The sequence below is a fragment of the Xenorhabdus miraniensis genome (assembly GCF_002632615.1).
This window is the reverse complement of sequence record NZ_NITZ01000020.1, coordinates 54,892-81,055: the sequence shown is the minus strand read 5'-3', so window position 1 is coordinate 81,055 and position 26,164 is coordinate 54,892. Positions and strand designations below refer to the sequence as shown.

The window sequence follows — 26,164 nt, the reverse complement described above, 5'->3', positions numbered from 1 at the left end:
CTTATAACTTCTTTTCAATTAATTATCGGGAGATAAAAAATATGCTAAAGCGAAAATATTTGACCCAGTCTGAAATTGATGTATTGCTCACTGCGTTGGATAAATATCCTCACGCAGCACGTAATATTTGTATGATATTTATGGGATTTATTCATGGTTTCCGGGTATCTGAATTATTGAATTTGCGAATTTCTGATGTTGACTTGGAAGGAAAAAGCTTGCGAGTACAACGATTAAAAAATGGTTTTTCTACTATTCACCCAATGGTATCCCGTGAAATTCAATTGGTACGTCGCTGGTTAGCTGAGCGTTCGAAGTATTTGCCGAAGAAATCCGCATTATTAGATGGTCAGGCAATTGATAGTAAAGAACCCGATTGGTTATTTTTATCTCGTAGTGGTCAACGTATGTCACGTCAGCAGATTTATAAAATTCTTCGGCAAACCAGCCAAAAGGCAAAATTGTCGATTTGCGCGAATCCGCACATGTTGAGGCATGCCTGTGGTTATGCGTTGGCAGACAATGGGGTAGATACCCGCTTGATTCAAGACTATTTAGGTCACCGGAATATTCGCCATACAGTCCGCTACACCGCGAGTAATGCGGGAAGATTTGAGACAATATGGGACGATAAAGGAAAACGAAAAAAGTTAACAATTAGTACCAAACTGTTAACTAAGGATTTTTCATCCGAAAAATAAAAAAATCGGCCGAATAAACCAACTTAAACAGACAATTAAGCAAATGAGTCTTTCGAATTTGAGTGACATACAAGATTGGGAAATTGTATAGAAAAAGTTGGAAAAAAATTTCAGGCTATAGAAATGGGATTAATCAAAAATCAATAATTTATTAATATTTTAATATCAATATGTTATTTGGCGTTTTGCAGATAATAAGAAAATGAACTACGTTTAAAAATAGCTGTTTTAGGTGACTTGACAGTTTGGTACTAATTGTCAATTCGCCGAGGGGATAGTCACAACGCTCCGGGATGAGTCAATAGCACCGGCGCCTGATGGTGTCTGGTGGGAATAATGTTGATTCGGAAGGTTGATAAATATGCTAAAGCAACAAAACAGGCAGTGGACAAAAAGACAACGCTACCGGCTGAAACAGGTGGCGTGGGTGAATATCGTTGCCCAGATTTTATTTCCCGTGGCGGGGGCGTTTACCCCTGCCGTGGCGGCCACCAGAACCGGCGATGAAATTGATGTGCCTCCATCCCAATCCCGTCAGATACTGGCGGACAGCCTGAAACAAGCCGCCAGCCATGACGACCCCCCCGCCAATACCGGAGACAATACCGAGCGCTGGCTGGCGAGTGCCGCTTCCCGTGCTGCGGGGATGCTGAAAAGCGGCAATCTGGTGGACAGCACCAAGAGCCAGTTACGCGGTATGGCGGTCAGTGAGGCCAATCAGGCGGTGCAGAACTGGCTGCAACGGTACGGTACTGTTAAATTACAGGCCAATGTGGATGACCGCGGGCGGCTGGACGGCAGCCAGTTTGATATGCTGTTGCCGCTGTATGACACGGAAAAACGGATGGCCTTTACCCAGTTCGGCCTGCGCCATATTGACAGTCGCACCACCGCCAACTGGGGACTGGGGCAGCGCCATTTCCTTGATGGCGGCATGTTTGGCTATAACGCCTTTCTTGACCACGACATCACCCGTGACCACACCCGTTTCGGGGTGGGTGCCGAATATGCCCGTGACTTTATGAAATTCGGGGCGAACGGTTATTTCCGTGCCAGCGGCTGGAAAGACGGCAAGAAACTGAAAGATTACGATGAGCGCCCCGCCAACGGGTTTGACCTGCGCGGCGAAGGGTATATTCCTGCCTACCCGCAACTGGGGGGCAAACTAATCTATGAGCAGTATTTTGGGGATGAAGTCGGGTTACTGAGCGAAACGCGCCGGCAGAAAAACCCGGCGGCCTTTACACTGGGGATGAACTATACCCCCATCCCGCTGGTGACACTGGGGCTTGACCGTAAACAAAGCACCTCTGGCGGCGGGGAAACCCTGTTTAACCTTGGCCTGAATTATGAAATTGGCACACCGTGGTCAAGGCAGGTTGACCCGTCTGTAGTGGCCTTCAAACGCAGCCTGCAAGGCGGGCGTTATGATTTGGTCGAGCGCAATAACCAAATCGTACTGGAGTACCGCAAGAAAAACCTGATACGCCTGATGATGGAAAATCGGATTAGCGGGCGTGGCGGTGCGGTCATCCCGCTGAATATCAATGTCAGTGCCAAACATGGCCTGAAAGAGATTGTCTGGGATACCGCCGGTCTGGTGGCAGGCGGTGGCAAGCTGGAAAGCGTGAATGCTTCGGCGCGGACAGCCGGTTTCGCCGCTGAACCCGTTCGCGGCGGCACCCATTACCTGCTGACCCTGCCACCGTTCCATGAGAAAGGTAATAATACTTATACCTTATCCGGTATCGCCTATGATACACAGGGTAATGCCTCTGACCGGATGGAAACGCAGATACAGGTGCTCTCTTCCGCGGTCAATCCGGCGGGTTCGGGATTCGAACCCGCCAATAAATCGATGGTGGCTGACGGAAAAACCCAGACGGTTATCCGCCTGAAACTGACCGACAAAGACGGCAAGCCGGTGACCGGGGCTGCGGGCAATATCAAACTGACCGATGACAAGACCAAACTGACCGGTGACGGCAAAGACCCGGCGCTGGGAACAGAAGTGAAAGAAGTGCCGGAAGGCAGCGGGATTTATGAAGTGACCGCCACCGCCGGGACTAAACACGGTAAATGGACTATCAAGCCTAACGTTGACGGCCATGCCCTGACGCCCACGGTCATTGATTTCGGTGATTCACTGGCGAACATGATAGATACCGACCGCACTGAGTTTAAGCCGGAAGCGGGCACCCTGAGCAAGGAAGGTGACACAACCGACATCATCTTGAACCTGAAAGACAAGGACGGTAACCCCATTACGGGTGCGGCCGATAAAATCACACTGGATAAGGACAACAGCGAACTGTACGGTGAACCGCCTTATCCTTCTTTGGGTGAGGTGAGAGAAGATCCGACCGGCAGCGGTATCTATAAAGCCAAGGTGACTGCCGGCAAGAAAAAAGGCACCTGGAAAATTACGCCGAACGTGGACGGCAAGGCGCTGAAACCCGCCATCATCACCTTTGGTCAGTCTCTGACGGACATTGTGGATACTAAAGGCTCACAGTTTACGCCGGAAACCAACGTACTGGCGGCCAATAACGAGGACAGCACCGTCCTGACCCTCCATCTTAAGGACAAATCCGGCAACCCTATCCCGAATGCGAAGGACAGTATCACATTCGAAGACAACGGCGATACGCTGACGGGTGACGGCAAAAATAAACCCACCATTGATAAGGTCTGGGAAGAGCCGGCAGGCAGCGGCATTTATAAGGTGAAGGTCAAAGCCGGCGATAAAACCGGCTCGTGGAAAATCACGACCAAAGTAGAGGGCAAGCCGCTGGAAACGCCGACAGAAATCACCTTTGGTGCGTCAAAGGCGGAGTTGGTTGACCCGGATAAATCCGAGTTTGTAGCGGAAAAAGGTGATCTGCCTAATGAGGGGGATACCACCATCATCAGGCTGAACCTGAAAGACATCAATGGTCATCCCATTACCGGGGCAGAAAACAGTATTAACCTGATACCGGATAATCATGAGTTGTATGGCAAAGGTGAAACCTTGCCGGCTTACGGCAAAGCCAGAGAAGTCCCGCCGGGCAGTGGCCTGTATGAAGTGCCTGTCACCGCCGGCGCGAAAAAAGGCAAATGGACGCTGACCCCCGAGGTGTTCGGCAAGCGGCTGAAACGCCCTGCCACCATTAACTTCGGGCAAACTCTGGCGGATATATTGGATAGCAACAGCCCCACCGTTGAGCCGACAGACGGCAGTAATGCACTGGCAGCGGATGGTGTTTCCACCAAAACCTTACGGGTTGTGCTGAAAGATAAACAGGGCAAACCGGTCACGGGGGCAAAAGACAGCATCAGGGTTTCTGCATCAGGGCAATTGCAGGGGGAAGGTAAAGATCCACAGATAAGTGACGTCAAGGAGGTGTCAGACGGGGTCTATGAAGTTGTCGTGACCGCTGGGCGGAAAACCGGTAACTGGACACTGACCACGGCCGTGGACGGTACGGACAGAAAGCAGGAGACGGTGATTGAGTTTGATGAAAACAAAGCCCCCGGCATCAGTGGCCTGCAACTGGAAGGGGTTTTGCATGTCAACGGCGTCCTGCATGCTCTCTATCAGTTTGAGGCCAAAGGCGGCAACACCACTGATCGCTCGTTCTATGTCTGGGGAGAAAAAGGCACGACAGCGAAACGGGTGATGAAGTTAGCCGATGAGGCGGGGGTAAAAGAGCCGATAGAATTGGTGCAGAAAAACGGCGAAGGGCGGGTTGCCACCGGTGCGGCTGATAAGGACAAGGTGAAATACACCATTGAAAGCAGCGATATCGGCAAGGTACTGGAGGTGTCGATACTGGCAGCGAATGAGGCGAATTTACGGGCTAATGCACCGCTGACTGCCGATGTGAATGATCCGAAATTTAACCAAGGCATTACCGGGAGCAATGGCAATGGCGGCGTGGCTGATCCGAAAGCCAAACCCGGCATCGAACAGATTGTGTTGAGCGGGGAGTTGGAAATCAATAAGCCTCTGACGGCTCAATACACTTTTAAGGATAACGGCGGGGATGCCACTGATCTCTCCCAATTTGCCTGGCATGAAAAAGGCACCACAGTGGCGGAAGCCGATTATCAGGCCGTGCCGGACAGCGGCAAAAATGCCCAAAATAAAACCGGTACCTTAAGTAAAACATTAGCGCAGGATGATGCCGGGAAAACCCTTGCGATTACCGTTAAGCCCATTAATGGAAACAGCGATCAGGGTGAGCCTAAAACGGTGGATATCAGCATGACTGACAGTGCCGTGAATAAAACGACCTCCATGGGCGGAAAACCGGGCACTATCCTTGATCCGGCAGCAAAACCCTCCATTGATAAACTGTTGTTGGAGGGCAGGCTGTACCTGAATGAAACCTTAAAGGCCAAATATGAATTTAATCCCAACAACGGGGATGTCACAGATAATTCCACCTATGTCTGGAAGCGTTTAAGGCCGGAGAATAAAAACGGCGGGCCAAGAGAAGAGGTACAGGACCCTGAAGCCAAAGGCACGGTTGATGGCAAAAAAATCCTGAGTGGTGATATTCCCTCTTACACACTGGGTAAAGAGGATACTGGCAGGCTGCTGGAAATTACCATCACACCGAAAAACGGTCTCAAGGAAATCGGGACTGATGCAGTGATAAATACGGGACAAGACCATACCCTTATCGGAGGAACCGATGACGGGGCAATCATTGATCCAAACAGAGGGCCCATCATTGAAGGATTAACGATTAACGGCACACTGGAAGTAGGGCAGTCCCTGACCGGTTCGTACATCTTTAAGAAAAATGATAAAGATGATGTGGATAACTCAGTGTATCTCTGGGGTATTAAATATTCCGATATTGATGATCCGAATGCTCCGACATCACCAGAGAAAAGGATCAACGACTTAGTTAATGATCCTGACCACCACATCACAATTTCTGAAACAGTGCCACCCTATATTCTGGAAGCAAAAGACAGTGGCCGGATTATCCAGCTCGCCATGGTTCCCCGCAGTCCGCTGAAGTCAGATGGTGATAAAATGATGTTGGGTAAGACAGTGGCGACAGATTCTGAGCAGGAAGCCAAGAAAGGTAATGTCACAGGGGGTAATCAGGATGGCACGGTAAAAGGTATCGCAGATGATTTTAGCGTAGATGCGGATAAAACCACCGCCAAAGCCAAAATCGATCTGGTTGATAATATAGCTGAGTCGATTGAGTTAACGATCAAAACCCAAAAGGATAAAAAACCGATTGGTGGTGTACCGGTGACCATTAAAATGACAGCGACCAACCGTCAAAATGGTAATGAAACACCTACCGTAAAACTGGATATTGAAAAAGGTATTTTATATGACAAAGGCGGCGTGCTGAGTGGTAATACGAAGACTTACAGCGGTCATACGGATGAGAATGGTGACTTCATTATCAAGGTAACTGACCCTAATGGGAAAGGAGTGAAAACGACATTGAAAGTGACTGCTGAAGGTGCTAGTGGTGCGCTTACTGAGCAGACAAAAAATGTTACCTTTACTGTGATTACCAGCCCTGATGTGTCTGTGGCTAATTATTGGGGGCATATGTTTAACACTATATCTGCGGGTGGGATGACTTTTAATCGACCTACATTAAAAGCGGAACTAGCCGGGGATACTCCTAGTGATCATGGTCTCATCAATAACGAGGAATGGACAACTGTTGCTACTGATAATGTTATCAAATTTTGCTCTGATCGAGGTCTACGGACGCCATACGCTTCCGAGTATCAGACATTAGCTAACCAATATAATGCAGGAGCAGAGAATATAATATACAAAAAATATGGATGGCTTAAAAATTGGAGTTACTATGCATACGATAAATTTACTTCAGGTGAACACCCAGGATACCGAAAGAAAGTCAATCTTGGGGATGGATCTCTTACCTATGGTTATCTGGATAATCCTGTAGCATGCCGTAACAAGTGAGAATATCAAAGCCATTAAATTTAATTTACAGGCTCTAATGGTCAGATAAAATCACCGAAACCAAACTGTCCCAAGTTATCATCTCCAACAACAAGGGGCAGTTTTTATTCTCAGAACCTATTTCTATTACGAACCTGAAAAACCTGACTGACCAGCACCAGTACGCCTACCACCAAATAAGCCGCAAAAATGCCAATCAACCATTGCGGCATATCCAATGTTAAAAATTCCCACTGTTTCACCGAGCAATCCCCATAGGCCTGAAACACTGAAGGCAGCCACTCATGCAGCGGTAACCAGGATGGGAAACTGACAAAGAAATCGCAGGTATTAAAGGGAGAAGGGTATAACTGCATCATGGTGTGATCCCATGCCAGTTGCAGTCCTTGCCATGCGCTGTAAATCCATAGCAGGATCGCCAGCCAGCGCAAAGGGGTTTTAGGGGCAATGGCACCAAGCAATGCAGCGCCTAAAATACCAAACAGGGCAACACGCTCATAAATACACATAACACAGGGCTGTAACTGCATAACATGCTGAAAATAGAGTGCGGTGGCTTCTAAGATAAGAGCTGTCAGCGCCATTAATAACCATGCACCTCGCCCTTGGGAACACTGTTTTAAAAATTGGAACATTGTTGTTTTCCCCATGTATGAATTAATTGGCTTATTGTGCCGTTTCATCCGTCATAAAAAAATAAAATTAAAGTTAACTGCGCTATTTTTTCAGGAAGAGCATTAACAAAAAACCGGATAGTGTGTAAAGCCACACTATCCGGCAGGATACAACAGTTAATTCTGTTAACAGTTATAACGGAGCAACCAAACCCAGTTTGGTGAGATATTCAGTGGCAGGAACCAACCAAAACTCAACGCTCAGAAACCCGACTAATGTCATCACAATAGTATAAGGCAGTGCCATCATCACCATGCGGCCATAAGAGAGGCGAATCAACGGAGACAGAGCAGAAGTCAGTAAGAACAGGAAAGCCGCCTGCCCATTGGGTGTTGCGACAGAAGGCAAGTTGGTTCCTGTATTGATGGCTACCGCCAAATATTCATATTGTTGTTGTGAAATCAGACCGTTTTTCAGGGCGGTCAGAGCTTCACTAATATACACCGTACCAACGAAGACATTATCAGAAACAGCAGAAAGCAAGCCGTTGAACAGATAGAATAAGGAAAGCTGTGAAGCCGGCGAAGACTGTAGGACAAATTGAATGAATGGCGTAAACAGTTGTTGGTCAACAATCACGGCAACCACAGAGAAGAATACCGTTAGCAATGCAGTAAACGGCAGGGCTTCTTCGAATGCTTTACCCAAGGCGTGTTCTTCAGTAATACCGCAAAATGCCGTGGTGAGAATAATCACTGACAGGCCAATCAAGCCCACTTCGGCTAAATGGAAAGCCAGTGCCACAATCAGCCAAATACCAATTAACGCCTGCACAGCAAGCTGGGCTTTTTCCTGACGGGTACGTTTTTCACTGGCTTTCTGGTCATAGTCTTCTAACACTGAACGAACACGTTCCGGTAATTCAGCGCCGTAACCAAACAGTTTAAAGTGTTCAACCAGCACACAGACCAGCAAACCGCAAACAAATACAGGAATAGTGACTGGCGACATACGAATAAAGAAGGTGACAAAATCCCAGCCAACATGCTTGGCAATAATCAGGTTTTGTGGCTCACCTACCATGGTCATTACGCCACCCAGAGCAGTACCAATACCCGCGTGCATCATCAGGCTGCGCAGAAAGGCACGAAACTGTTCCAGTGTCTGCTTTTTATCTTCGTTATCAATGAACTTATCGTCATTGAGTTCAGAATTGCCATTTTGGGAAAGGAATTGATGGTAGATGGCATAAAACCCGACTGAAACACTGATCACAACGGCAATGACGGTCAGGGCATCAAGAAAGGCAGATAAAAAAGCACTTGCCAGACAGAAAGCCAGTGCCAGCATTTTCTTGGAGCGGATGCTTAATAACAGCTTCGTAAAAACAAACAGCAAGAGCTGTTTCATGAAATAAATACCCGCAACCATGAAAATCAAGAGTAAAATGACTTCCAGATTGTTGCTGATTTCATGGCCTATCTGGTTTGGCGACGTCATTCCGATGATGACGGCTTCAATGGCAAGTAACCCGCCGGGTTGCAAAGGATAGCACTTCAATGCCATTGCCAGAGTGAAGATAAACTCAACAACGAGCATCCAGCCAGCAATAAAAGGGCTGACAAAAAAATAAACCAGTGGATTGATGATAAGAAAAACAATGATAGCCAATTTGTACCAATCCGGCGAATTGCCGAGAAAGTTTTTCACCACTGCACGTCGTATACTGATTTCCATTATTGTTAACTTTCCTCTTTAGTAGATACGTGGAATAAGTCTAAATAGCCAAATCTGGACAATCCAAAACTAAGCCATAGTACGCTCAACAAGATAGCAATTTAAGGGTATCAGCGCATAATTAATCCGTGAATGACTGAGTTTTTTATGAGCCCTTTCACTCTTTCACGGTTTATTTACCAGGTAACTATGTCGGACAAACACATTCTGGTATGATCAACAGCTATTATTAGCCAAGAAAACTGCTTTGGAATAATTAAAATTATGGTAATTAAGGCTCAAAGTCCTGCGAGTTTTGCGGAAGAGTATATCATTGAAAGTATTTGGAATAATCGCTTTCCACCCGGTTCCATACTGCCAGCAGAACGTGAATTATCTGAATTGATCGGTGTCACCCGTACGACTTTGCGTGAAGTGTTGCAGCGCCTTGCCCGTGATGGCTGGTTGACTATTCAGCATGGAAAACCAACAAAGGTCAATAACTTCTGGGAAACATCCGGTCTTAATATTCTGGAAACCTTGGCGCGTCTTGATCATGATCGCGTTCCCCAGTTAATCGACAATTTATTGGCGGTGAGAACGAATATCGCCGCTATCTTTATTCGTACTGCGTTCAGACATAATCCTGAAAAATCACTGGAAGTTCTGGCAGAAAAAGAAAATGTGGAAGATACCGCCGAGTCTTTCAGTTCTGTGGATTATAATATTTTCCGTGGCTTGGCCTTTGCATCAGGCAACCCGATCTATGGTTTGATTATTAATGGGCTGAAAGGGTTATATACCCGTGTTGGTCGTTATTATTTCTCCAGCCCTGAAGCACGTAAGCTGGCAATGAATTTCTACCAACAGTTGGGTTTACTGTGTCAGGAACAATCGTATGACAAGATCATGGATTGTGTGCGTAATTATGGTAAAGACAGTGGGATTATCTGGCATGGTATGCAAAGTGCCATGATCAATGAATTAACAGAAGCACATTTCGGCTGATTATACTTTTTATATTATTCTTTGACTTGATGCGTTGTTGACGCTTGTTCTCCCCAGTGACATAGTCATGTTCTATAAAGTTTTCTATGTTTCTGGGGATGTTCCTTTATCCCATCATTTCTCTTATCTTGGCTCAAGACGAGACAGTAACCCGGTAGCTGTGATAACCGCCAATAGATGCTTGACGTTTTCTCAATAATGACCGTATCGCCTTTAGCTAGCTTAACGAACCGATTATCGTATTGGCTCGCAAAGAAATTGCCCGTACCTCCCATCAATATGCGCTTGTTGCACACGGCTGGTCTCGTTTACCTTTTTATTTTTAGCAAATCAAACCCCATCTGCAATTTCTATCATTTTTATTGCGTTGACCATGGTCATAAACAGCTTGCCCTTTTCCCGAGGAAACTCATCAAACCCCATATTTATGTACAACCTTTTTACTATGTCGTTCTTAGCGTCAACAATAATCATCGGAGTGGGGATGATTTTTGATGACTTTATGGCTTTGCGAATTGCATCTATCAGCAAAATTTCGCCAAATCCTTGGCGTTGAAATGACTTACTTACAGCTAATCGACCAATAAGAGCACAATGCAGTGCTGACGGGTATTTTTTCGCTATTTTTTCTGGTAGTTCATCTAATTCTATAGTGCAAAGTGCCAAGGAATAGAATCCCTTTATTTGATGTTCATTCTGGCTACTGGTGAGGACAAATGTTCTTGATAGAGCTTTTTTATCATGCTGCCCTGAAACGGTTTTCAAGTAATTGTTTAGCTCAGGCTCACCACAATCAAAATTATTTCTATCATGTTTGTTTTTATCTAGAGGTTTTATCTGCATCTATTGTTTCCTTATGTCTACGAGCAGCACGAAGGAAACGCTCATTGATTGGTTTTTCGTTTTCCAATGCATTAACAAATGCCAGTGCATCCTCCTGACACAATCGAATACGCATGTTCTGTTCAATCAATCGCTTTGCCTCCGCAATAGCTGCATTGGCAATAAAACTATTCAGGCTTGCATACCCTGATAATGACAGTGCTATTTCTAGTAGCTCTTTGGTTTCTGAGCTCACCCTAGTAGTGATTCTCTCATTGATTAATGTGGCCATGTGCCTACTCCTCTGAAATACGAATCTTCACTCACTGTTTAATTTAGCATTGTTTTTAACAAAATTCAATGGATGTGCCAAAATGGCGTCATATTTGATTGTGGAATAAATCAAATTAAGTGGGACCGTGATCCTTCCTTTATGTTTTTGGCTCCTTAATTAACGCTGAAAATTCATCCAAACTGTATAATTCAATTTTTTAAATTATTATTCTACCCAATGAATATTTAATCGAAATTTTATTTTGTATTTTCTATTTTTGTTGGTTTTTTATGTAAATTCGTGTTGTGAATTTAATGTTTATTTTTTACCGCAAAAATCACTTTGAAAGATGAAAATCAAAGGGGGTTGGCAGAATTTAATCCCATCTTATTTCATTGATTTAATTTAAAATTTATTAATTTCTGCATTTATTTTAAATAAATGCCTTATCTTGAGTTTGTAATGGAGTTGTGACTTGAATCCTAAAAATTGATTAATTATGTTACAGCCTATTATTCTGTATTGGATTTTTATCTTTAGCATATTATGCTTGTGAGGATGATTCACCAACGGAGTACAAAATGAAGGTTCTTATTTTAGGCAGTGGCGTTATTGGCGTAACCAGTGCGTGGTATCTTGCGCAGGAAGGTCATGAAGTTATTGTAATTGATCGCCAGAATAGTGCCGCTGAAGAGACGAGTGCCGGTAACGCTGGTCAAATATCACCAGGGTACGCGACACCTTGGGGAGCACCTGGGATCCCACTTAAAGCCATAAAGTGGATATTTCAACGACATGCACCTCTGGCTATTCGTCCTGATGGTTCATTGTTTCAATTACGCTGGATGTGGGAAATGCTGCGTAATTGTGATGCAAGCCATTACGCTATGAATAAAAGCAGAATGGTACGTTTGGCAGAATATAGCCGGGACTGTATTAAGCAATTAAGGGCTGATACCGGTATCCAGTATGAAGGGCGTCAGGGTGGAACGCTGCAACTGTTCAGAACAACTAAGCAATTTGATAATGCTGCCAATGATATTGCTGTGTTAGAGCAGGAAGGGGTGCCTTATCGGTTATTGACTGCCGAACAATTAGCAACTGTGGAACCTGCTCTTGCCCATACTTTCCATAAACTGACCGGCGGGTTGCAATTACCAAATGATGAAACCGGTGATTGCCAGATTTTTACCAAGAGATTGGCAAAAATGGCAGAAGATGCTGGTGTGAAGTTTATTTTTAATAAGCACGTTAAGCAGATTTTGGTGGATGGGCATAAAGTATCGGGTATTCAATGTGATGATGGCATCATGACTGCTGATCATTATGTGGTCGCGATGGGTTCTTATTCCACAGAGATATTGAAAAATCTCGTCAAAATTCCGGTTTATCCAATGAAAGGCTATTCATTAACGATGCCGATTATGGATGAATCAAGGGCACCTGTATCAACTGTGCTTGATGAAACGTACAAAATTGCTATTACCCGTTTTGATGATCGTATTCGCGTCGGAGGTATGGCAGAAGTTGTCGGTTTTAATTTGAACGTTCTTCAAAATCGCTGTGAAACATTGAAGATGGTTGTGCAAGATCTTTACCACAATGGTGGCAAGATTGAAGAAGCTTCATTCTGGACGGGGTTACGTCCGATGACGCCAGATGGAACGCCTATCGTTGGCCCAACCAAATATTCGAATCTATATTTAAATACCGGGCATGGAACACTAGGCTGGACAATGGCTTGTGGTTCAGGAAAGTTATTGGCTGATTTAATTTCAGGCAAGAAACCTGATATTGCGGCAGATGATCTCTCTGTATTTAGATATATCAATGGGTTCAATATAAAAGTGTTTCCAATGAATCCTCATTTACATACTGCATAAACCATAGAAAAGGAGTCGTTATGCCACGTCCTATTTTGGCAACGATCCATCTCGAAGCATTCCACCATAATTTATCGGTTATTCGCCAAAGGGTTGGTAACAGTAAAGTCTGGTCGGTAGTGAAAGCGAATGCGTATGGGCATGGATTGGACCGAATATGGCAATCACTCATACAGACAGATGGGTTTGCACTGCTCGACATGAATGAAGCTATTTATTTAAGAGAACAAGGATGGCAGGGACCAATCCTATTATTGGAAGGTTTTTTCAAATCATCGGATTTAGACATTATTAATGAGTACCGTCTGACAACCGCAGTACATAGTCATTGGCATCTTGAGGAGATAGAAAAAACCAGGTTGGACAATCCCATTGATATCTATTTGAAACTTAATAGTGGTATGAATCGGTTAGGATTCACGCCAGAAGAGTTTCCGCAGATAGTTTCAAAAGCGAGAGGAATTAAAAACGTCAATTCAGTGACTTTAATGACCCATTTTGCCAATTCTGATAATGGAGTTGGTGTTAATGAGCAATTTGCGGTTGTTGAACGCTTGCAAATGAACTCACTTCCTCATTGTTTGGCGAATTCTGGCGCTGTTTTGTGGTATCCGAAGACACATGGCGATTGGGTTCGTCCGGGCATTATTCTCTATGGTGCATCCCCAAGCGGAAAGTGGTGTGATATTGCGGATATTGGATTGAAACCAACTATGACGTTGCAAAGTGAAATCATTGCGGTCCACGAGCTTCCCAAAGGAGAAAAAATTGGCTACGGCAGCCGCTATACAACTCAGAAACCCATGCGTGTAGGCACAGTAGCATGTGGCTATGCGGATGGATATCCGAGACATGCTCCAACGGGAACCCCTGTCATGGTTGATGGTATCCGTACTCAATTATTGGGCGCTATATCAATGGACATGATGACCGTTGATTTGACTCCATGCCCACAGGCAAACATAGGCAGTACTGTCGAATTGTGGGGAACAAAACTACCAGTGGATGAAGTTGCAGAGTCGGCAGGCACTATTGGATATGAACTTCTGTGTGCTTTAGCGAAAAGAGTCCCTGTCACTGTTACTTAATTTCTTATTCTTAACGGAATACCCTCTTCTGAGGAAGTCATGTTGTTCGGTTAAAGTATTTTGAATAGTCTTATGTCGCTGAAGTAATCCAGAGGATTTTGCTTTCTCTGGATTATTCTATGCCTAATTATTTTATGCCTAATAAATTGTCTTGTTGGGTAGTTCTTATTTTTGAGTAACTGTGCTGATCACAATATTTGATATGATTTTTTCAGAGTGGCGGGCAGTACAAAATATATCTAATACTGTATGATTAATCGTTAAACTGAGATGCCGTGGGAGCTTTTTCAGCCCCTGCATATTGGAGTTTGTTTTTTTAATACGAATGTTTTTTAGCTATTTGTTTTACAGGAAACTAAATTAACAAAGACTCATTAAAGTGGAAATAACTTAATATGAATAAAAATAAGGTATTTGTTGCTGTAGCTGGTCTGTGCTTATTTTCTTCTGTGACATATGCTGGTGAATGGTCTGTTGGTTTGTCGGCAGTGTATGAGGCTAAACCTTACAAGGGCGCGAAAGCGCAGGATAATTTCCTGCCTGTTCCTATGGTTTCTTATGAAAGTGAAAACTTTTATTTTCATACGTTGACTGCTGGTTATTACCTCTGGAATCAACCCAAAGACGAACTTTCTGTTGATGTATTTTATTCTCCGCAAGCCTTTCATCCCAAAGATAGTAAAAATGAACAAATGAAAAAGTTGGATCGCCGTCGTGACACGATGATGGGTGGCTTTACTTATCAGCATCATGAAGACTGGGGAACACTGCGTGCTTCTGTTGCTGCTGATATGTTAGGAGAGAGTAAAGGGATCCGAGCTGACTTTTCCTATTTATATAATATTGAGCAAGGTGATTGGGTATTGAAGCCTGGCATTGGTGTGATTTGGGATAGTAAAAAACAGAACCGCTATAGCTATGGCATAACAAAAAGAGAGTCAGTACGTAGTGGGTTAGCTGAATACACACCAGGAGATAGCTGGAGCCCTTATTTTGAATTATCTGGTTATTATTCTCTTAATGAAAGTTGGACAGCCTTCATGGCAGGGCGTGTTGAATACTTACCCAATCAAATTAAAGATAGTCCGATGATCAATCGTTCATACTCCGGTATTATCTGGTCCGGTATTACTTATACATTTTGATTTTTCTTCCAGATAGCTACTGAAAAGCTGAATGTTTGCAATTGTTATGGCAAAGTTCAGCTTTTCATTACCTTGACCTAATAACCGTCAGGAATTTTTCGGCAGCGAATAATAACGGACAACCTATCTGGATCGCCATTTCTGGGGCGCAATGGGTTATTGATACGAGCAGTTTCGATACAGGCCATGTTTTTATAACCTTCCCGGCTCATGTCTTTCATATTATTGGAAAGTTCAGCGCCAGGGTTCCAGCATACTACATCGCTATGGTGGTAGTGGTGTATTTCAATTGTTCGCTTCCACATGGAGTCTCTCAATAAGCTGAAATCGTCCGGCTCTGTATAAATGCGGTCTGTTCGTCCCTTAAAAATTAAATCTTCATGGGCGTACATTTCTCTGTCTGTAACAGTATCAATAAAATGAGCACCAAGCCCACTGACTCGAATTTGATTGATGTCACTGACATTGAAATAAGAGTGAAGGGCGCCAGTCGCTTGATATTCACCATGACACTCCAGCTCTATTTCGCAGGTTTCCCCTAATTTAAAGCGGGCAATTAGCGTGAATTCATGTGGCCATAATTTATGAGTATAAGCGCTACTCTGGAGAGTAAATGTCAAAATAACGCCATTTTCGTTTTCATGGTGTGCTTTGAGCTCCCAGGGCAGTATTCGGGCAAATCCGTGGCTGGGAGCCGAAACTGGACCGAACCAGGGCCAACAGATGGGAATCCCACCCCGAATTGCTGTACCTGCCCTAAAGGCAGTTTGATCACTTAACCATAAGACGGGTTTTTCACTATCAGGCTGCCATGTGAGCAAATGTGCCCCTTGAATGCTAATCGCACCGCGTACTTTAGGATGGGAAACAACAATCAAGGGAAAGCCGTCAATGTTTCGTTGACTGATATAAGGGGATATCTGTTCTACAACCGGTAATGAAAAAATTTTATCAAGCATTTGTCATAACCTTATGTAAACCTGAATAGGTAACATCTTGAATGAGTAGTGGTGATAAGGCTCAAGAATAGCTCAATGTTCTGAAAATATAAATTTTGGGATAAAAAAACCACCCGTAAACAGGTGGTTTTTGAATATGGAGAAAGCTCGATTATTTAGAAATATGAGCGATCAAATCCAAAACTTTGTTTGAGTAACCTGTTTCGTTGTCATACCAAGAAACCAGTTTTACAAAGTTGTCGTTCAGGGCAATACCTGCTTTTGCATCAAATACGGAAGTCAGTTTTTCACCGTTGAAATCGGTAGAAACAACGTCGTCTTCAGTATAGCCCAGGATGCCTTTCAACTCGCCTTCTGCTGCTTCTTTGATTGCGTCACAGATTTCTGCGTAAGTTGCTGGTTTTTCCAGACGAGCAGTCAGGTCAACAACAGAAACGTTAGGAGTAGGAACACGGAAAGACATACCCGTCAGTTTACCGTTCAGTTCTGGGATAACTTTACCTACTGCTTTTGCTGCACCGGTAGAAGATGGGATGATGTTCTGCGCTGCACCACGGCCGCCGCGCCAGTCTTTCGCAGAAGGACCGTCAACAGTTTTCTGAGTTGCGGTTGTTGCGTGAACGGTTGTCATCAAACCTTCAACGATGCCAAATTTGTCATTGATAACTTTAGCCAGTGGAGCCAGGCAGTTAGTGGTGCAAGATGCGTTAGAAACAATATCCTGACCTGCATAAGCGCTATGGTTGACACCCATAACGAACATTGGCGTGTTGTCTTTGGATGGGCCAGTCAGAACAACTTTTTTCGCGCCCGCAGCGATGTGTTTACGTGCAGTTTCGTCAGTCAGGAAGATACCTGTTGCTTCTGCAACAACATCAACACCCACTTCGTTCCATTTCAGGTTAGCTGGGTCTCTTTCAGATGTAACGCGGATGGTTTTGCCGTTAACAACCAGCTGACCTTCTTTAACTTCAACAGTACCGTTGAAGCGGCCGTGGGTTGAATCGTATTTCAGCATGTAAGCCATGTACTCTGCATCTAACAGATCATTGATAGCAACGATTTCAATATCTGAACGCTCTTGTGCAGCACGGAAAACAATACGGCCGATACGACCAAAACCGTTAATACCTACTTTGATAGTCATAGTATTCCACCAGCTATTTTTTAGTGAATTAAAAGTTGTTTCTAAAGTTACCAAAATCTTGCCAGCCGTCAAGCGGAATCGTGTCAACAATTGAAAAAGATCAATTTAATAATCACTATCTGAACGCTTGTTATACAGCCGGGACAAGCTCTACGCACACCATTATCGGGGTATAGGGAGATATTTAAAGTTACCATCGGTTAGATATGTGAGACTTATCACAATTAGTAAGGTAAATTGCTGTGTTGAATGGGTTAGAATGCGTTTTAACATGTTTATGTTGATTTTTTGTTGTTTTCGATGATTTTTTTATTGAAAATATTGGCCTTAAAAGGTGGTCATCATGGCTAAAAGTCAAAATATTTCCCTTTCTATAGAACAGCTTAGTACAATGCAGCGTCATGTTACGCAAGAAGCAGGCACTGAGCCGCCGTTTTCAGGAAAATTACTGCACAACAAAAAAAGTGGTATTTACCATTGCCTGTGTTGTCGCCAGCCATTATTTGTTTCAGATACTAAATTTGATTCTGGATGCGGATGGCCGAGTTTTTACCAGCCAATCGATGATGATTCTATCACTTACCTTGATGATTATTCACATAATATGCACCGGATAGAGGTGCGTTGTAGCCATTGTCAGGCCCACTTAGGGCATGTTTTTCCCGATGGCCCCAAACCGACAGGGGAGCGTTTCTGCATTAATTCAGCAGCATTGCGTTTTATCGATAAAGAAACAAGCGAAGAAACAGCAGGTTAATGTCATTTAAGGCTGTTTTTTGAACTCAGGTGAAACTATTGGGTTTCATAATGTAAAAGAAACGATTCAGCTCTGGTGTTAAAATTAAGCTATTAACTTGTGATGATATTGATTGAAATAGTGTCGGCTTATAGTCATTCTCAGTGTCATCGTGTAAATAATATAAATAGCCATGTAGCCGCTAAGGAATATTAATGAAGTTGGATGATTTAATTTCTGCCATGACACCCGAAATTTATCAGCGATTGGTTCAGGCTGTCGAATTAGGAAAATGGCAGGATGGCGTACCACTTACGCCAGAACAGAAAGAACATAGTTTACAGGCGGTGATGCTTTGGCAGGCCAGGCATAATCATGATCCTGAACATATGACGATTGGCACAGATGGTCAAATTACTATCAAAAGTAAACAAGAGCTAAAAGCGACATTCCAGTCCGAAATACGGTTCATTAATCAGCTTTAGTTATTAATAGTCAGTAATAGTTACAAACACACACCTTGTGTCACGAGAAATATGTACATCTTGCTTGTTGCTTGGTGTACATAAACTACAATCACCGCACCAAACCTGATTGGGTTCGGTGACCGCGAACTGCTGGTTGAGATGATTAATGTGCTGGCTGTTTCGGATCTGGTGTTGGAACTGGATAAATGTGTGCAAAAAGAAACCGTTAATCAAGTTGCTTAATTACAAAAGTCAGTATATTGTGATAAGGGTGATAGCAATGTCACATAGCTTATCGAGTGTTTAAAGTTTCGCGATTGCGTTTTTTTGTTTCTAGTCTATTTAATAGCAATACAAAATAGATTTGGAAATAAATTTTACATAAAACAAACAATATCAAATCAATATCATTAAAAATATTTAATTGTAATTTATTTTCCTTTGTTATTATATTTTTTTGATATTTCCATCTTGATTTATTCTGATATGGTTAAATCTGTAAGCAGTTTAGTGTTTAAATATAGGCCTGTTGTTATTTTGGTTTGCGAATAAAAAATAATAATACTATTAACTAATGAGGGTACTATAATGGCGAATGTGATCGATATATTAGTTACTGTGGACGCGCAATCTATTATGGAAGATTATGGTAAGATTAGTAATAATATTAATGCACCTACTTTCCTTAGTAATGGAAACAAATATATTCATATGTTAGCTAAGTCAAAATATGTTATACAGGGTCAGGGTGGAAGTGACTTACAAGTTAAAGCTAAGAATGGTGATACTATTCGTTGGCGTGGGGTTACTTTGTCTAAAGATTCAGAGTATTCAGCTGCATTATTGAAACTTTACCCGGTTTTTCAGACACCAACTGAAGCAAGTTATTTTTTCGTCCCCCCAGAAGTAAAGCCGATACATTCTTATGTCCCTGTGTTGAAGTCAGATAATCCAGTACCAAACCCAAATCCGCTTGAAGTAGATCTTCAGGAAATATTTAGCTACTATTGGGATATCACCGTTAAAAACATGCCTCCTCCTGGAAATGCAGCTACAGAATATTATGCGTTCATTGTAGGTATATATGATAATGGTAATTTCAGGGGATATGTTAATTGGGATCCAGCTATTATTCTGGACAATAGATGATCCATTGTGTAATTCCCAATTATAAATAAAGCCTCACTAACCATGTGGGGCTTTTTCATTTTCTTGACCTCTTCTGTTTTGTGACAATAACGACAAACCACATTAACTTTCGCCATAACTCACCAATAATAAAAAAGAGAGGCATCTATCACAATATCTAATTATTGGAATCATGGCCTGAATATTATTCAAATAAGCATGCTATACATGATTCAATAAATTGATGTCATGGCCGCTAATTTATAGAAATGTGATGAAAAATATATTTCAAATAAAAACTGTTTCCATTTTTCCTATTTGGTATGAATAATTAACCCGCAGAAAGTTGCGGGTTAGAGTTTTAATTATTTATTTTATTTCTTCGAGAAGAGAATAACGTGACTCTATTTTAACATTAACATAAAAGTCACCTGAGTTATCACTGTAGTTGCTATCAAAACTCAGCACAGTAAAAATCCCTGTCCCTGTGACAGAAATAAGCAAAATCAACAAGTTTTATAAAGGTGAGAAATCTCACCTTTAACCCTCCAATCTTCTGCATGATGCAGAAGATTGGAGATTAAAACTCAATCAACATTATTCAAGTGGGATTTCCGCAATGATTGAGTCAACGTGACGGTCTCGGATAAATCAATGAGTTATAAACGACACAGGAGAGCTTGAGTTTAAGCTGTCCAGTACATGCAGGGTTATCCCGTATGTTAAAGGGCAGATTGCTGCCCTATAGTGATAGTAACTTCCTTCTTATCCTCACCTTGAAACCGATCTCAATTTTCCCTATCTAACCAATGTAAGATCAATTTTTATGTACAACATTGTGTACGTTTTTAGTTTGTACATAAAAACCTCGTCCTGTTTGCTAAAAATAATTTTAGCCAAGGACGAGGCGATTTTTGGTGTTTACAAAATCGATACTATTTCGCTTTGTGAGATTAATTTAGCACCCTTGGATGCCATTTCCTCAAAAGCATGCTGGCTGTCATCGGGCTGAATATTGACACCACGACAACCATCTGTAATCACATAGGTTTCGTAGCCGAGAGCCAGAGCATCAAGTACAGTAAATTTAACGCAGTAATCAGTAGCAATGCCCAATACAAGTAAGCGCTGTATATTATGTTCAGTCAGCCATCCATGCAGTTGAGTTTCGCTTTTATGGTCATTGTCGAAAAACGTACTATAACTATCTATCTGGGGATTTTCGCCTTTTTGAAAAACTTCCTGGATAGCTGATTGATTCAATAAAGGATGAAATTCTGCTCCAAATTGCCCCTGTACACAGTGAACCGGCCACCATATTTGGGGAATGCCATTAAGTTCGCCTAATTCCCCCATTTTTTGCCCGGAATTTACGGCAAAACTCATGTGGTTTGTTGGGTGCCAATCCTGACTGGCAATAATAGCAGTATGATTCTTCTGGCTATTATTTTCCTGACAGAGGGCGATAACCTCATTCGCTACTTTAATGACAGTCTCACTCTCTTTAACCGCCAGTGCGCCCCCAGTACAGAAATCATTTTGCAGATCGATAAGTAATAATGCTGTTTTCATCATATTTCTCGATTTACCTTTTTATTAATCATCTGAATAGCTCAATTCACCGCGCAAATTCTGCTGCATCAGGTAGCGAATTTCTTCGGGTGTGTAAGATTGGCTCAATAAATAGTGCAATTTCGTCAAGGCGGCCTCGAAAGTCATGTCATAACCGCTGATAACACCTGATGCGGCCAGTGAGTGACCGGTAGCATATCCCTCCATATTGACCCGGCCAGAAATACACTGAGTCAAATTAACCACGATAATTCCTCGCTCGGTCGCTTCTCTTAATGTTTTTAGCAAAGAGGCACATTGCGGGGCATTGCCAACTCCATATGATCTTAAAATCAATGCCTTAACCGGTTGCATCAGGATGTTTTCTACCACTTGGCTGGATAAGCCTGGGTAGATGGTTACAACACCAATCGGTTGTGATGTGATCGGATTGACGACAAACTCGCTGTGCTTGGCAGGTATGGGGCTTGTTTTGAAAGTGCGAATATTGATGCCTGCTTCCATTAATGGTGAACAGTTAGGGGATGAAAAGGCATCAAAACCATCAGCGTGGGCTTTAACTGTTCTGTTTCCACGAAACAATTTGTTGTTGAAAAACAGGCTGACTTCGTTGATAGGGTAGTTTGCAGCAAGATACAAGGCGTTAAGTAAGTTTGTCTGACCATCAGAACGTAATGCTTCTAAAGGTATTTGTGACCCTGTCACAATAACCGGCTTGTTGAGGTTCTCAAGCATGAAAGAAAGCGCTGAGGCAGTGAAAGCCATGGTGTCGGTGCCATGCAGAATAACAAAGCCGTCATAGTCATGATAATTCTGGTGGATATCATTTGCGATAATGCCCCAGTCATCAGGACTCATATCAGAAGAGTCAATCAGGGGTTGATGTTCACGGATCGTAAATGTTGGCATTTCTGGTCGGTGGAATTCAGGCATTTTTGCGAGTTGCTGTTGCAAATGGCCGGAGACAGGAATGTACCCATTAGGAGAATGCTGCATCCCGATTGTGCCGCCAGTGTAAACAACATAGATAGATTTCTTCTGCATGATCACGTCTCAATAAAAATATTTAGCCGGATTATAGGGAGTATGGGGAATAAAAAAAGCCTGATCGTGAAATCAGGCTTCAAATTTGAGGTATACCCGTCGCGACACAACTTGAAATCTATTGGGTATAGATAAGTCGTTTTTAACGGATATCGACACAGTTCAGACAGAATGTATAAATATGCTGCGGATCATTCATATTGTTATAAAACACAGCCTGTTTTTTCATGTCTTGAGCAACCTGAGAAAACGGAGCTGGCAACATTGACTGTAATACATTTGGCAGCAGGGCTTGTGCTGATGAAGTGAAACCTAACATCATTCTTTCAGAGAATGAGAGTTCAGGCTGCATCCAGTTCAGTGATACGTTTTTAACGCCTGCCAGTTCAGAGGCTTTTTTGACAGCATCATCAAAATCACCCAACTGATCGACTAAACCCAGTTTTTTGGCATCAAAGCCGCTCCAAACACGTCCTTGAGCAATTTTATTGGTTTCATCCAGCGACTTATTACGTGAATGTGCAACCAGTTTGATAAACTTACTGTAGCCATTTTCGATAGACAACTGTATTACATCGGAGGCGATTTGGTTAATGCCTTTGGTTGCGGAGATATCTGCCAGTGGCGTTGTTGAAACACCATCAGTATTCACACCGATATAATTTAGGCTTTTTTCAAAAGTTTGAAACAGACCAAAAACACCGATAGAACCTGTTAATGTATTTGGATCTGCAATGATGTAGTTGGCCGGGGTGGATATCCAGTAGCCGCCTGATGCTGCTAAACCTCCCATTGAAACCACAACAGGTTTAGCGCCTTCACCATTATTTTTTCCATTGCCATAGCGGATGGCTGCGATTTCGCTACGAATAATCTCTGATGCACCGATACTGCCACCAGGGCTGTTTACCCGCAATACGATCGCTTTTATGTCAGGATTATTGCGTGCTTCACGTAGCTGCTCCACAATTGTGTCACTTCCTACTACGCCTGGCTCTTCTTTACCATCCAGAATCGCGCCTTCAGCAATAATAACGGCAATATTACCTTGATTATTGCCCAGGGTTTGTACTGGTTTCAGGGCAATATAATCATAGATGCTGATGTAGTTGAAATGCTTTCGTTCCGCATCCCAACCGAAGATTTCCTTCATTTTGTTTTCAATAGTACTGCGTGGCTCAATATAATTGACCAGCTTGTTTTGATACGCATACAGTGCGGCATCACCATCTGCTTTACGAAATTTTTCAAGGAAGTTAGTTGCAGCAGGGGATATTTGTTCGGCAGAAGTCTTCCTGTTAGCGGCAATGGTATTTAAGTAATTATTCCAAAGCTCGTTGAGCCACAGGCTGTCAGCTTGACGTGCTTCTTCTGACATATCATCCCGTAAAAAGGGCTCCACTGCCGATTTATAGGTTCCTACACGAAAAATATGGTTAGAAACTTTCAGCGTGTCCAATAATGATTTGTAGTACAAATGATTGGTCGAGAAACCATGGATATCAACGGTTCCTTGTGGGGACAGGTATATTTCATTTGCATAACTGGCTAAATAATATTGTGATTGACTGTAAGTATCACCTATTGCAAAAACAGGTTTGCCCGCCGCTTTAAATTCGCTGATGGTTTTGCCGATATACCTCATGGAAGGCTGATCTGCACCGATAAAGTTATTCAGCTTTAATACCATTCCAGTAATTTTGGGATCATTTTTGGCACGACGAATGCTGTCAACAATGTCAAATACAGAAGTTTCCTGTGAACTTTTACCGGAGGAGTCGAAAAGGCTTTTTCCCAATAGATCAAGCGGGTTGCGAGAGGATACTCGGTCAAGAACTATACCAGATAGATCTACATATAATGCGCCTTGGTAGTTATCGTTAGAATTAGATTGGTGCTGGTAAGCGATTATGCCAACGGCAACGACAACAATCAGCAGGATAAAGATAAAATTAGAAATAAGTTGGCGAACGAAATTTAGCAGCTTCCAACTCCATTTAAATAATGACGCTATAAACTTCCATAAAGTACGCATATCGTCTCCAGTTATGGTATCAAATGGGGTTATCCTAATCAGCTTATTTGTAAATGTCAGCCAGAAATCACGTGAGTGGTTGAAAAAACGATTTCTGTGCTTTCATTCATTAACAAATAAACAGAGAATGTTGGTTTGTGACAGATTATCTTATTCAGGAGGAAATCATGAATGCTTTGGAACTTTTGTTGAATCGTCGTTCAATTGCCCGCTTAACGACACCCGCCCCAGAAGGAAACGAATTACAACATATTTTGGCCGCAGGGATGAGAGCACCTGACCATGGGGCATTGCGTCCTTGGCATTTTGTTGTGATGCAGGGAGAAGGCATTGATAAATTTAGCGCACTTCTTGAAAAAGCGGCTATTGAGGGAGAATTAGGCAAAGAGGTTGAAGCAAAAGCAAAAAATGCACCTTATCGTGCTCCGATGATCATCACGGTTATTGCTAAAGTGGTTGAACATGCAAAAGTACCTGCATGGGAACAAGTTGTTGCTGCGGGCTGTGCCGTTCACGCCATGCAGATGGCGGCTGTTGCCCAGGGTTTTGGCGGCATATGGCGCTCAGGCTCATGGACAGAAGATCCTATTGTCAAAGCGGGTCTGGGATGTAATGAGAATGACAAAATTGTGGGGTTCCTCTATTTAGGGACGCCGGAACTCAAGGCTCCAGTAAAAGTAGCCACGCCAGACTTAACACAATTTGTCAGTTACTTCTAACGGAGTGAACAACAATGTCAACAGAAATCCGTCTGACTCAGTATAGCCATGGCGCCGGATGTGGCTGCAAAATTTCTCCTAAGGTATTGGAAACTATTTTGCATAGTGAACAAGCAAAATTTTTCGATCCTAATTTGCTGGTGGGTAACGAAACCCGTGATGATGCTGCTGTGTATGATATTGGCAATGGCACAGGCATCATTAGCACTACGGATTTCTTTATGCCAATTGTTGATGATCCATTTGATTTTGGTCGTATTGCGGCGACTAATGCCATCAGTGATATTTACGCGATGGGAGGCAAGCCGATAATGGCGATCGCAATTCTGGGGTGGCCAATTGCTAAATTGCCCCCGGAAATTGCCCAAAAAGTCATTGAGGGGGGGCGGGCTGTTTGTCAGGCGGCAGGTATTTCCCTTGCTGGCGGGCATTCGATTGACGCCCCTGAGCCCATTTTTGGTTTGGCAGTGACCGGTATCATCAATATTGAGCGTGTGAAGCGTAATAATCAGGCAAGGGCAGGCAGCCACCTGTTTTTGACTAAGCCTTTAGGTATTGGCGTATTGACCACCGCTGAAAAGAAAGGTTTGCTTCGGCCTGAACACCAAGGTGTTGCGAAAGAAACCATGTGCAGGCTGAATAAAGCAGGCGCAGATTTTGCAGGTATTGAAGGTGTCACGGCGATGACGGATGTAACAGGTTTTGGCCTGTTAGGGCATTTAGGTGAAATTTGTGAAGGCTCAGGCGTTCAGGCAACGGTCAAGTTTTCGCAGATACCAAGATTGCCGGATGTTGATGTTTATATTGAAAAAGGTTGCGTACCTGGTGGCACGGGGCGCAACTTTGACAGTTATGGGCACTTAATAGGAGAAATGACTGTTCGTCAACGCCATCTCCTGTGTGATCCACAAACGTCGGGCGGTTTATTGCTGGCTATTTTGCCGGATGCCGTGAAAGAGGCGGAAGCCATTGCACGCAACCACGACATTGATTTGATAGCGATTGGTGAATTGTCTGAACCAAGCTCAGACAGGGCATTAATTGAAGTTGTTGAATAAATAACCACAATTACTCATTTAAAAGCCATTATCCGAGTAAGGAAGCTTAGAAAATTTGTTGAAATAGTATGATGTATTTAAAGTATAT

Annotated in this window: 20 protein-coding genes; 11 read left to right on the top strand and 9 right to left on the bottom strand. The window is 43.1% G+C overall.

Features of this window, described 5'->3' with window-relative positions:
* The first annotated feature begins 41 nt into the window (after positions 1-41).
* Together Xmir_RS16940 and Xmir_RS16935 are read left to right on the top strand one after the other, a co-directional pair.
* Positions 42-701, top strand: a complete 660-nt coding sequence (locus Xmir_RS16940; protein ID WP_099114854.1) for a tyrosine-type DNA invertase — start codon at positions 42-44, stop codon at positions 699-701.
* Between the two features lie 361 nt (positions 702-1,062).
* Positions 1,063-6,660: an inverse autotransporter beta domain-containing protein gene (locus tag Xmir_RS16935; protein ID WP_099114853.1), complete on the top strand. Its 5,598-nt coding sequence runs from the start codon at positions 1,063-1,065 to the stop codon at positions 6,658-6,660.
* Positions 6,661-6,770: 110 nt separating this feature from the next.
* Here the strand turns inward: Xmir_RS16935 and dsbB are convergent, their stop codons facing one another.
* Both dsbB and nhaB read right to left on the bottom strand, forming a co-directional pair.
* A complete protein-coding gene (dsbB, locus tag Xmir_RS16930) occupies positions 6,771-7,295 on the bottom strand; it encodes a disulfide bond formation protein DsbB (RefSeq protein ID WP_099114852.1) in 525 nt (174 codons plus the stop codon).
* A 172-nt stretch (positions 7,296-7,467) separates the two neighbouring features.
* On the bottom strand, positions 7,468-9,012 hold the full coding sequence (nhaB, locus tag Xmir_RS16925) for a sodium/proton antiporter NhaB (protein WP_099114851.1): 1,545 nt from the start codon (positions 9,010-9,012) through the stop codon (positions 7,468-7,470).
* Between the two features lie 264 nt (positions 9,013-9,276).
* Between nhaB and fadR the strand changes: the two genes are divergently transcribed.
* Positions 9,277-9,999 (top strand): fatty acid metabolism transcriptional regulator FadR, encoded by a 723-nt coding sequence (gene fadR, locus Xmir_RS16920; RefSeq protein ID WP_099114850.1) that lies wholly within the window; start codon positions 9,277-9,279, stop codon positions 9,997-9,999.
* A gap of 330 nt (positions 10,000-10,329) precedes the next feature.
* Here fadR and Xmir_RS16910 read toward each other — a convergent pair whose 3' ends face one another.
* The gene (locus tag Xmir_RS16910; RefSeq protein WP_099114848.1) at positions 10,330-10,842 is read right to left on the bottom strand and encodes a GNAT family N-acetyltransferase; all 513 of its coding nucleotides are present in this window, start codon (positions 10,840-10,842) and stop codon (positions 10,330-10,332) included.
* Positions 10,820-11,113, bottom strand: a complete 294-nt coding sequence (locus Xmir_RS16905; RefSeq protein WP_099114847.1) for a type II toxin-antitoxin system TacA family antitoxin — start codon at positions 11,111-11,113, stop codon at positions 10,820-10,822. Before Xmir_RS16905 ends, Xmir_RS16910 begins: the two co-directional genes overlap by 23 nt.
* Before the next feature lie 563 nt (positions 11,114-11,676).
* Between Xmir_RS16905 and Xmir_RS16900 the strand changes: the two genes are divergently transcribed.
* The 3 genes from Xmir_RS16900 (at position 11,677) to Xmir_RS16890 (ending at position 15,211) form a co-directional block, all read left to right on the top strand.
* Positions 11,677-12,978, top strand: a complete 1,302-nt coding sequence (locus tag Xmir_RS16900; protein ID WP_099114846.1) for a D-amino acid dehydrogenase — start codon at positions 11,677-11,679, stop codon at positions 12,976-12,978.
* 20 nt (positions 12,979-12,998) lie between these two features.
* Complete coding sequence (gene dadX, locus Xmir_RS16895; RefSeq protein WP_099114845.1) at positions 12,999-14,066, top strand: catabolic alanine racemase DadX; 1,068 nt, start codon at positions 12,999-13,001, stop codon at positions 14,064-14,066.
* 395 nt (positions 14,067-14,461) lie between these two features.
* Positions 14,462-15,211: a MipA/OmpV family protein gene (locus Xmir_RS16890; protein WP_099114844.1), complete on the top strand. Its 750-nt coding sequence runs from the start codon at positions 14,462-14,464 to the stop codon at positions 15,209-15,211.
* Between the two features lie 77 nt (positions 15,212-15,288).
* On the opposite strand, the gene Xmir_RS16885 is transcribed toward Xmir_RS16890, so the two are convergent.
* Entirely contained in the window at positions 15,289-16,170 is an 882-nt protein-coding gene (locus Xmir_RS16885; protein ID WP_099114843.1) for a D-hexose-6-phosphate mutarotase, read from the bottom strand.
* Positions 16,171-16,321: 151 nt separating this feature from the next.
* Positions 16,322-17,317, bottom strand: a complete 996-nt coding sequence (gene gapA / locus Xmir_RS16880; protein ID WP_099114842.1) for a glyceraldehyde-3-phosphate dehydrogenase — start codon at positions 17,315-17,317, stop codon at positions 16,322-16,324.
* A 343-nt stretch (positions 17,318-17,660) separates the two neighbouring features.
* Between gapA and msrB the strand changes: the two genes are divergently transcribed.
* From msrB to Xmir_RS16865, 3 genes are all read left to right on the top strand, one after another.
* A complete protein-coding gene (msrB, locus tag Xmir_RS16875; RefSeq protein ID WP_099114841.1) occupies positions 17,661-18,074 on the top strand; it encodes a peptide-methionine (R)-S-oxide reductase MsrB in 414 nt (137 codons plus the stop codon).
* A 194-nt stretch (positions 18,075-18,268) separates the two neighbouring features.
* Positions 18,269-18,538, top strand: coding sequence for a YeaC family protein (locus Xmir_RS16870; RefSeq protein ID WP_099114840.1), 270 nt, complete (start codon positions 18,269-18,271; stop codon positions 18,536-18,538).
* Positions 18,539-19,108: 570 nt separating this feature from the next.
* On the top strand, positions 19,109-19,669 hold the full coding sequence (locus Xmir_RS16865) for an inclusion body family protein (protein ID WP_099114839.1): 561 nt from the start codon (positions 19,109-19,111) through the stop codon (positions 19,667-19,669).
* 900 nt (positions 19,670-20,569) lie between these two features.
* Here Xmir_RS16865 and pncA read toward each other — a convergent pair.
* The 3 genes from pncA to sppA all read right to left on the bottom strand — a co-directional run bounded on the left by pncA (position 20,570) and on the right by sppA (position 24,299).
* Positions 20,570-21,220, bottom strand: coding sequence for a bifunctional nicotinamidase/pyrazinamidase (pncA, locus tag Xmir_RS16855; RefSeq protein ID WP_099114862.1), 651 nt, complete (start codon positions 21,218-21,220; stop codon positions 20,570-20,572).
* A 24-nt stretch (positions 21,221-21,244) separates the two neighbouring features.
* Entirely contained in the window at positions 21,245-22,264 is a 1,020-nt protein-coding gene (gene ansA, locus Xmir_RS16850; RefSeq protein WP_099114838.1) for an asparaginase, read from the bottom strand.
* Positions 22,265-22,406: 142 nt separating this feature from the next.
* On the bottom strand, positions 22,407-24,299 hold the full coding sequence (gene sppA / locus Xmir_RS16845; RefSeq protein ID WP_099114837.1) for a signal peptide peptidase SppA: 1,893 nt from the start codon (positions 24,297-24,299) through the stop codon (positions 22,407-22,409).
* A 167-nt stretch (positions 24,300-24,466) separates the two neighbouring features.
* Here sppA and Xmir_RS16840 point away from each other — a divergent pair, with 167 nt between their 5' ends.
* Both Xmir_RS16840 and selD read left to right on the top strand, forming a co-directional pair.
* Positions 24,467-25,018, top strand: coding sequence for an NAD(P)H nitroreductase (locus Xmir_RS16840; protein WP_099114836.1), 552 nt, complete (start codon positions 24,467-24,469; stop codon positions 25,016-25,018).
* Positions 25,019-25,032: 14 nt separating this feature from the next.
* Positions 25,033-26,076, top strand: coding sequence for a selenide, water dikinase SelD (selD, locus tag Xmir_RS16835; protein WP_099114835.1), 1,044 nt, complete (start codon positions 25,033-25,035; stop codon positions 26,074-26,076).
* Positions 26,077-26,164 lie beyond the last annotated feature (88 nt).